We start from the raw sequence: 8,985 nt of genomic DNA, 5'->3' as shown, positions 1-8,985 counted from the left end.
CGGGCGGGGGGCGCGGTGCGCGCGCTTGGCCCCGCCGCGATTCCGGCGGAGGACCTGATCGGCGCGGCGAAGCTTGGCGGCGAGGTCGGCTACGTGGTGGCCGATGCAAGGACCGGGCTCGTCCTGGAGGCGCGGCAGGGCGACCGGCCGATGCCGCCGGCCTCGACGCTGAAGGTCATCACCTCGCTCTATGCGCTGGAGCACCTCGGCGCGGGCTACCGCTTTCCGACGCGGCTTGTCGCGACGGGGCCGATCGCGGGCGGCAAGGTGCAGGGCGACCTGATCCTTGCCGGCGGCGGCGACCCGACGCTTTCGACCGACGACCTCGGCGACATGGCCGCCGCCCTGAGGGCGCAGGGCGTGACCGGCGTCACCGGGCGGTTCCGGGTCTGGGGCGGGGCGCTGCCCTACCTCGAGGCGATCGACGGGAGCCAGCCGGAATGGCTCGGCTACAACCCGGCGGTGTCGGGGCTGAACCTCAACTTCAACCGGGTGAACTTCGTCTGGAAGCGGGCGGGCAAGGGCTACGAGGTCGGCATGGACGCCCGTGCCGAGCGGTTCGCGCCGCCGGTCTATTCTTCGCGCGTGGCGCTCGCCGACCGGGAGCTGCCCGTCTTCACCTACCGGCGGGGCAAGGTCGAGGAATGGACCGTGGCCACGAAGGCGCTCGGCAAGGGCGGAAGCCGGTGGCTGCCGGTCCGGCGGCCGGAGCTTTACGCCGGCGACGTCTTCCAGACGCTCGCCCGCGCGCAGGGCATTCCGCTGCCGGCGCCCGAGGTGGCGACGGGGGCGCCTGCCGGCGCGGTGCTGGTCGAGCGGGCGAGCGCGGAACTGCCCGTCATCCTGCGCGACATGATGAGGTTTTCCACCAACATGACGGCGGAGGTCGTGGGCATGGCGGCTTCGGCCCGGCGCGGCGCGACGAGCCATGTGGGTTCCGCGCGCGAGATGGCGGCCTGGCTGGGCCAGAGAACCGGGGCGAAGGCGCGCTTCGCCGACCATTCCGGCCTTGCGGGCGCCTCGCGCATTTCGCCCGAGGAGATGGTGCGGGCGCTGGTGGCGCTGGGGCCGAGGTCGGGCATCCGGGGCCTGATGAAGGAGTTCGCCTTCCGCGACGAGGCGGGGCGGAAGCTGAAGCAGTCCCCGGTGACGGTGGAGGCAAAGACCGGGACGCTCAACTTCATCTCGACGCTCGCAGGATATGTCCGCGCGCCGGGGGGCACCGACCTTGCCTTCGCGATCTTCACCGGCGACGTGGCGCGGCGGGATTCCATTCCCGACAGCCAGAAGGAGAACGCCCCCGGCGTAGGTCCCTGGGTGAAGCGGTCAAAGCACCTGCAACAGCGGCTGATCGAGCGCTGGGCGGCGGTCTACGGGGCCTGAAGCGGGCGCGATGACGGCTTTCGGATATCGACCGGGGAGGCGCGGAAGATGCAACGGGCAACGAAGGTCACCGGAGGCTGACTTTGCGGCCGGGTGCGCTATGAGGCGGAGGTCTTTCTGCACAACGGCTATATCTGCCCTTGCACCATCTGCCAGCGCAGCACCGGGCAGCCGGCGGAGATCACGGTCCTGATCAGGGCCGGGACGCTGCGCTACCTGAAGGACGAGCCGAAGTACTACGTGTCCTCGGCGGACGGAAAGCGCGGCTTCTGCGGCACTTGCCGGTCGCGGATCGTGTGGCAGGCGCTGAGGCCGGATGATGACTGGTTGACGAACCTGACGGTGGGAACGCTGGACCGGCCCGGCGAGGTCAGGGTGACGAGGCATATCTACGCCGACACGCAACTGCCCTAGTATCGCGTCTGCGAGGACTTGCCGAAACTCTCCGAGCAGGATGCGGACCGGCTGATTGCCCTTCTGAGGAGCGAGCACAATCCGGAAAACTGACCGGCGCGAGCGGACGCCCGCCGGTCGGGTCGCCGCGGGCGCGGTCCCGTCGCCCCCGATCGGGACCTCAGATCCCGTAGCGGGCGGCGGTGAGCCCGTCGAAGTCGATCTCGGGCTTCCGGCCCATGACGAGATCGGCCACCGCGCGGCCGGACCCTGCGGCCATGGTCCAGCCGAGCGTGCCGTGGCCGGTGTTGAGGAAGAGGTTCCGGTAGCGCGTGGGTCCGAGGATCGGCGTGCCGTCGGGCGTCATCGGCCGAAGGCCGGTCCAGCCCTCGGCCCGCGCAAGATCGCCGCCCTTCGGGAAGAGATCGCCCACGACGTGGCGCACGGTTGAGGTCGCGTGCGGGCCGAGGCGGTCGGAATAGCCCGCGATCTCGGCCGTACCAGCGACGCGGATGCGGTCGCCGAGGCGGGTGATCGCCACCTTGTGGGTCTCGTCCATGATCGTCGATTGCGGCGCGAAACGGTCGTCGGTGACGGGGAGAGTCACCGAGTAGCCCTTCACCGGATAGACCGGCAGGCGGATGTCGATGGGGCCGAGGAGCTTTGGCCCGAAGGAGCCGAGGGCGGAGACATAGGCGTCGCCCTCCACCCGACCGAGCGCCTCGGTCATGACGCCCATCACGCGGTCGCCCTTGACCTGGATGAGGCGGATCTTCTGGCCATAGTGGAAGCGCGCGCCGAGGGCCGCGGTCTTCTCGGCGAGGGCCACGGTGAACATGCGGCAGTCGCCGGTGCGGTCGGCGGTCAGCCTGAGACCGCCGACGAACTTGTCGCGGACAAGGGCGAGCGCCGGTTCGGCGGCGATGCAGCCCTCGCGGTCGAGCACCTCGAAGGGGCTGTCGAATGCGGAGAGCACGTCCTGGTCGGCCTTGGACGCCTTGAGCTGCTTTTCGGTGCGGAAGAGCTGGAGCGTGCCCTTTTCGCGCAGGTCGAACGCGATGCCGGTGTCGGCGATGAGGTCCGGGAGCACGTCGCGCGAGTAGTTCGAGACGCGGACCATGCGCGACTTGTTGCGGCGGTAGGCGTCCTCGGTGCAGTTGGTCAGCATCTCTGCCCCCCAGCGCCACATGCGCGGGCTGATGAGCGGCCAGATGAAGAGCGGCCGGCGCTTCATGAAGAGCCACTTGACGGCCTTCATCGGGACGCCCGGCGCGGCCCAGGGCGAGGTCATGCCGTAGGAAAGCTCCCCCGCGTTGGCGTAGCTCGTCTCCATGCCCGGGCCGGGCTGGCGGTCGAGCACCGTGACCTCGGCGCCCTGGCGGGCGAGGTAGTAAGCGGTGGTGACGCCGATCACCCCGGCGCCCATGACGACGACTTTCATGTCCGTTTCCTGTCCTGTTCCGGGGCCAGCATGGCGGGGAACGCGCGCGCCGGCAACGGCGAACGCGGCCAGCCGGAACGGCGCAGCTCAGTGGCCAGCCGGTCGTGCCTTTCCGGTGACGATCAGAGCACCAGGTGTCGCGCCCTCGCGCCGCGTTCGATGGCCGCCGCGGCGAGCCGGTCGATCGTGAGCTCGTGGCGGATTTCCTCAAGGAGCCTGAGCTCGCTCTGGCCAAGCGTGCCATCGGCCGCCGCCACGTCGCAGGCGAGCGCGTAGGCGGTTTCCCAGAGCCGCTCGGGCAGGGCCTCGCGCGCCATGGCGAAGAGCGTGTCGAGCCCGTCGTCCTCTTCCATGAGCCGGTAGACGGTCTGGGCCACTTCCTTGACGGCGTCCATGTCGTAGTCGGCGAAGATCGGCAGGTGGTTCACCTGCCGTTCGATGGCGACAAGTTCGGCGGTGCGGATCGTCTCGTCGGAGACCGAGACCGTGACCATGATCGCGACGAGCGCGTCCTGGGCGGAGAAGGCGGGAAGCGTATGGGTCACGGGGGTTCGTCCTTCGCTGGTTCGGCGGGCAAATTATTGACGATAGGGCCCCCTTTCAATAGGGACGGGCCTTGCGGCACGCCGGGTGCCGCGTTTCGGAAAGCACCTGAGATGACTTCGCTGCGCGACGCCGCCATGAACTCCAAAGCCTGGCCTTTCGAGGAAGCGCGCCGCGTGCTGAAACGCTACGAGAAGGCGCCGCCGAAAAAGGGCTACGTGCTCTTCGAGACGGGCTATGGCCCCTCCGGCCTGCCGCATATCGGCACATTCGGCGAGGTGCAGCGGACGACCATGATCCGCCGCGCCTTCGAGATCATCTCGGACATCCCGACGCGGCTCTTCTGCTTCTCGGACGACCTCGACGGGATGCGGAAGGTCCCCGACAACGTGCCGCAGCCGGAGATGCTGAGGGCGAACCTGCAAAAACCGCTGACCTCGGTTCCCGATCCCTTCGGCGAATACGCGAGCTTCGGAGACCACAATAACGCCATGCTGCGCCGGTTCCTCGACACCTTCGGGTTCGAGTACGAGTTCATCAGCGCGACCGAGTTCTACCGCTCGGGCCGCTTCGACGACACGCTGAGGCTTGCCGTCGAGCGCTACGAGCAGATCATGGAGATCATGCTGGCCAGCCTGCGCGAGGAGCGGCAGCAGACCTATTCCTGCTTCCTGCCGATCCATCCCGAGACGGGGCGGGTGCTCTACGTGCCGATCAAGCATGTCGACAAGCGCGCGCACACCGTCACCTTCGACGACGAGACGGGGCGGGAATGGACGCTGCCGGTGACGGGCGGCAACGTGAAGCTGCAGTGGAAGCCGGACTTCGGGGCGCGCTGGGCTGCGCTCGATGTCGATTTCGAGATGTACGGCAAGGACCACAGCACCAATACACCGATCTACGACGGCATCTGCGAGGTGTTGGGGGGACGCAAACCCGAACATTTCACCTATGAGCTGTTCCTCGACGAGCAGGGGCAGAAGATTTCCAAGTCGAAGGGCAACGGGCTGACCATCGACGAATGGCTGACCTATGCCTCGACCGAGAGCCTTGGCTATTTCATGTACCAGAAGCCCAAGACCGCGAAGCGGCTCTGGTGGGACGTGATCCCGAAGGCGGTGGACGAGTACCACCAGCAGCTGAAAGCCTTCGCCGAACAGGACACGGCGGGCAAGCTCGCCAACCCGGTCTGGCACATCCATGGCGGCAAGCCGCCGGCCTCGGACATGGTGGTGCCCTTCGCCATGCTCCTCAACCTCGCGAGCGTGGCCGGGGCGAAGGACAAGTCGGGGCTCTGGGGCTTCATCCGGCGCTATACGCCGGACGCCTCGCCCGAGGCCAACCCGCAACTCGACCAGGCGGCGGAATTCGCGGTGCGCTACTTCACGGACCACGTTGCGCCGGGCCGGGTCTTCCGGGCGCCTTCCGGGACGGAGCGGGCGGCGATGGAGGACCTCGTCGCGCGGCTCAGGGCCTGGGACGGCGGGCTCGATGCGGAGGCCCTTCAGTCGATGGTCTTCGCGGTCGGCAAGGAGCACGGGTTCGAGCCCTTGCGGGACTGGTTCACGGCGCTTTACGAGGTGCTCCTGGGCGCGAGCCAGGGTCCGCGCTTCGGCGGCTTCATCGCGCTCTACGGTATCGACGAGACGGTGCGGCTGATCGAGCGTGCGCTGTCCGGCGCGGCCTGACCCCGGGGCCTGAGGGTCAAGCCTCCCGCCAGAGTTCCCACCAGCCGCGCCAGCGCCGGGAAAGGCCCCCGGCCGACTCGCTCAGGAAGGGACGGCCGAGGACCTTCGCGTCGGCGAGAAGGCGCGCCTCTTCCGCCTGCGCCGCGGCGCGGATCTCGGCCGCCTCCGGCAGACCGGCGAGCGCCTCGGCGAGAAAGGCGAGGTCGCGGGCGTCGCCGAGCGTCTCGCCGAGCGTTTCGGCTGCGTCCATGTGATGGGTCATCATCTCGGGCCAGACCGGTTGAAGGATGCGCGCGTGATACCAGTGGTCCTTCACGCGCTTGCGCCAGAGATGGAGCGTCTCTCCGGATGGCTCGGCCAAAGCGGCGCGCATGGCCTTCTGCGCGGCGGTCCACGAGCGTTCGAGCCCGGTCTCGAAGGCGTCGAAGCCCGCCTCCGCCACCTTCCACTTGCGGGCACGCCCGGCGATCTCCGCGACCTTCTCGGCATGGGCCTTCAGCACTTCGTCGGGGTCGGCGTCGGCCGCAGGGGGGCGGATCACCCGGTCGCGGAGCGTGGCGAGCACCTCGGGCGGCGTGTAGACGCGGGCGGCCACTGTGTCGAAGCACTGGGCGAGCACGTCGGCCTCGCGCAGGTCCGCGATCATCCTGCCGGCCTCGCGCAGGGCGGCGTTCTCCCGCGCGTAGGCCTCGAACCCCGGCCGGACAAGGCGCAGGAGCGCGCGGGTCTTCTTCACGTTCTTGCGCAATTCGTGGACGAGCGCCACGCGCGGCATCCGGTCGGCGGCGACCAGCGCCACCGAGTCCTCGAGCCGTTCGCGCGCGATGCGGCGGACGGCCTTGCTGGCCGACTTGTCCTTGGGGGCGATGCTGTAGGCCATGGGTTCAGGTCCCGAAGCGCGGCGTGTCGCGCGCCAATAGAGAATGCGAATGTAACGGTGCGATGACGCCTGTGTCGCGTCCGGTGTGCGAACGCAGGCGTAAGGCGACGGTCACCCTTTCGGGATAGTTCTGCCCCCCGGGTCCCGCGTGGGCCGCCACTATCCCGGACGAGCGAACCTTCCCACGGTGCCGGTGGCGGCGCCCGGCCGCCCGGTGGGCGCGGATGGAGCCGCCCGTGGCGGGGCCTGAAACGGACAAGGGGTCTTCCACGATGAACAAGGCGATCACCGACGGGCTGGTCTTCATGCCGCCCGCCTTCGAGACTGGGCTCGACCTGTGGTCGAGCGGCGACGGCACGCCGGGGTCGCCGACCTACGCCGGTTCGCCCAATGCCGCGCTGGTGCCGGCGGACCAGGATTTCTCCGGCAGCCTCGAACTCGTCAAGACCACGAGCACGGTGAAGCTGCGCCACATGGGCGACACGCCGATCCTGCCGGGCTGCTACCTGCGTGTCCGCGCCCGCGTGAAGGCGATGAGCGGCAACCTTCCGGCCGTGCGCATCGCCGCCTGGGCGGGCGGCGCGGGCGGGGCGCATGTGACGGGCGTGGTCGAGACCGGTCCCAGTGTCCAGCTCAGCGCCTATGGCAAGGTCGAGACGGTCGAGGCCATCGTCGGCACCGGCGCCCGCGGCGGCGTCGACATGAGCTGGGGCACGGCCGCGCTCTTCGGGCATTTCGGGCTTGACCTGACGGGACCGAACGGCGGCGTGGTGCGGATCGACGACATCGAGATCGAGGACGTGACCGCGGTCTTCCTGCGCGACCTGATCGACTGGGTCGACGTGCGCGACTATGGCGCGACGGGCGACGGCGTCACCAACGACGCGGCCGCCTTCGAGGCGGCCGATACGGCGGCCTTCGTGTCGGGCCGGTCGGTTCTCGTCTCGGCCGGGACCTATTTCCTTGACGCCGACGTGACCTTCGAGGCTCCGGCCCGGTTCGAGGGCACGGTGACGATGCCCGCAAACCGCCGCCTGTCGCTGACCCGGAGCTTCGACCTGCCGAGCTACGCGGCGGCCTTCGGCAGCGAAGAGGAAGGGTTCAAGCGGGCGTTCCAGGCACTCCTCAACTTCGTCGATCATGACGGGCTCGATCTCTGCGGGCGGCGGATCGAGGTGACCGCGCCGATCGACATGCAGGCAGCGGTGAACAACAAGACCAGTTTCGCAACGCGCCGGGTCATCAGGAACGGCCAGTTCGACGTGGTGGATGGCCCGGCCTGGGCCCCGACCGTCGTCACCTCGCAGGCGAGCTACAACCCGGCGAACGAGAAGGCGCTGTCCGGTGTCGTGAACGTCGCCAACGTCCCCGTGGGATCGCTGGTCACCGGGACGGGCGTCGGGCGCGAGGTCTATGTGACGGCGGTGAACGTCGCGGCGGGAACGCTGACGCTGAGCCAGCCCCTTTTCGGCGCGTCGGGGACGCAGGTCTACACCTTCACCCGGTTCAAATACGTGCTCGACTTCGCGGGGTTCTCGGCGCTCTCCAAGATGATCCTGGCGGAGGTGGAGGTCCAGTGCAACGGCTATGCCAGCGGGATCATGCTGCCGGTCTCGGGCTCGCTCTTCCAACTCCGCGACTGCTTCGTCACCCGGCCGAGGAACCGCGGCCTCACCTCGATCGGCGACGGCTGCCAGGGCATGCTGATCGACCGCTGCAACTTTGCCTCCGACGAGAGTGGGCTCAGGTCGCAGGACCGCATCTCGATCGCGCTCAACGCCAACGCCAACGACGTGAAGATCCGCGACTGCCGGGCGCAGCAGTTCCGCCACTTCGCGGTTCTCGGCGGCAACGGCAACCTGATCGTCGGCAACCACTGGTTCCAGGGCGATACCGAGGTGGACGGGTTGCGGCTCCCCGGGCTGATCATCGCCGGCACCGACGTCAAGACCACGATCACCGGCAACTATATCGACAACTGTTCCATCGAGTGGACGAACGAGTACGAGAGCGACCCGAGCTTCGCCAACCAGTATTCCTTCGGCGGGCTGACCGTCACCGGCAACACCTTCACCGCGAGCGACGTGGCGCCGTGGTTCGCCTTCCTCGTCGTGAAGCCCTACGGGCCGGGGCACTTCCTCAGGGGCGTCAATATCTCGGGCAACGTGTTCAAGGCATTGCAGGGGGCGATCGACCGCGTGGAGGCGGTGGACACGACCTTTGCGCCGCTCACCTACAACAGCATGCGGAACGTGACCGTGGAGGCCAACTCCTTCACCGCGGTAACACAGCCGATCGCCAACCCGGTCTTCCTGCAGTTCGACCAGGCGACCGCGGCCACGGTGTGGACGGTGAGCCCCGGACCCTACTTGCCGTTCGGGGGCTGGGCGCGGAACGTGGAGTCGCTCGTGGCCGAGGGGATGATCACCGGACCGTCGAACGAACGGCGCGGCGACATGCCCTATGTCGAGGTGGAGCAGGGCGCGGCCAAGCAGAACGTCACGGTCAACTGGGCGGCGGCGGCCAAGGGACGCATCCAGATCAAGGTTCGGATGGACAACCCCGACTAAGGCCGCCGGACGCCGCGATCGCGGGCGGGCGGGGGCACCCGTCCGCCGGCCGCCTACAGCGGCGGCGGCGGCGGCACCGCCGAGAGG

At 68.8% G+C, this 8,985-nt stretch carries 7 protein-coding genes; 4 read left to right on the top strand and 3 right to left on the bottom strand.

Features of this window, described 5'->3' with window-relative positions; translation table 11 throughout:
• The coding region (locus F9K34_RS14390; RefSeq protein WP_291337677.1) for a D-alanyl-D-alanine carboxypeptidase/D-alanyl-D-alanine-endopeptidase at positions 1-1,383 on the top strand (1,383 nt) is incomplete at its 5' end.
• Between the two features lie 93 nt (positions 1,384-1,476).
• A complete protein-coding gene (locus tag F9K34_RS14385) occupies positions 1,477-1,797 on the top strand; it encodes a GFA family protein (RefSeq protein WP_291337675.1) in 321 nt (106 codons plus the stop codon).
• Between the two features lie 160 nt (positions 1,798-1,957).
• Here F9K34_RS14385 and F9K34_RS14380 read toward each other — a convergent pair whose 3' ends face one another.
• A complete protein-coding gene (locus F9K34_RS14380) occupies positions 1,958-3,289 on the bottom strand; it encodes a D-amino acid dehydrogenase (protein ID WP_366557911.1) in 1,332 nt (443 codons plus the stop codon).
• 50 nt (positions 3,290-3,339) lie between these two features.
• Positions 3,340-3,762 carry a tellurite resistance TerB family protein gene (locus F9K34_RS14375; RefSeq protein ID WP_291337671.1) on the bottom strand — a complete coding sequence of 141 codons (423 nt, stop codon included), beginning with the start codon at positions 3,760-3,762 and terminating at the stop codon, positions 3,340-3,342.
• A 111-nt stretch (positions 3,763-3,873) separates the two neighbouring features.
• Here F9K34_RS14375 and F9K34_RS14370 point away from each other — a divergent pair, with 111 nt between their 5' ends.
• Positions 3,874-5,448 carry a lysine--tRNA ligase gene (locus F9K34_RS14370; RefSeq protein ID WP_291337669.1) on the top strand — a complete coding sequence of 525 codons (1,575 nt, stop codon included), beginning with the start codon at positions 3,874-3,876 and terminating at the stop codon, positions 5,446-5,448.
• A 16-nt stretch (positions 5,449-5,464) separates the two neighbouring features.
• On the opposite strand, the gene F9K34_RS14365 is transcribed toward F9K34_RS14370, so the two are convergent.
• Positions 5,465-6,328 carry a CHAD domain-containing protein gene (locus F9K34_RS14365; RefSeq protein WP_291337667.1) on the bottom strand — a complete coding sequence of 288 codons (864 nt, stop codon included), beginning with the start codon at positions 6,326-6,328 and terminating at the stop codon, positions 5,465-5,467.
• 272 nt (positions 6,329-6,600) lie between these two features.
• Here F9K34_RS14365 and F9K34_RS14360 point away from each other — a divergent pair, with 272 nt between their 5' ends.
• Entirely contained in the window at positions 6,601-8,898 is a 2,298-nt protein-coding gene (locus F9K34_RS14360) for a glycosyl hydrolase family 28-related protein (RefSeq protein ID WP_291337665.1), read from the top strand.
• Positions 8,899-8,985 lie beyond the last annotated feature (87 nt).

Source organism: Albidovulum sp. (assembly GCF_008933605.1).
Classification (GTDB): Bacteria; Pseudomonadota; Alphaproteobacteria; order Rhodobacterales; family Rhodobacteraceae; genus Albidovulum.
Note: the sequence above shows the minus strand (reverse complement) of the source record. Positions and strands in the feature narration are given on the sequence as shown.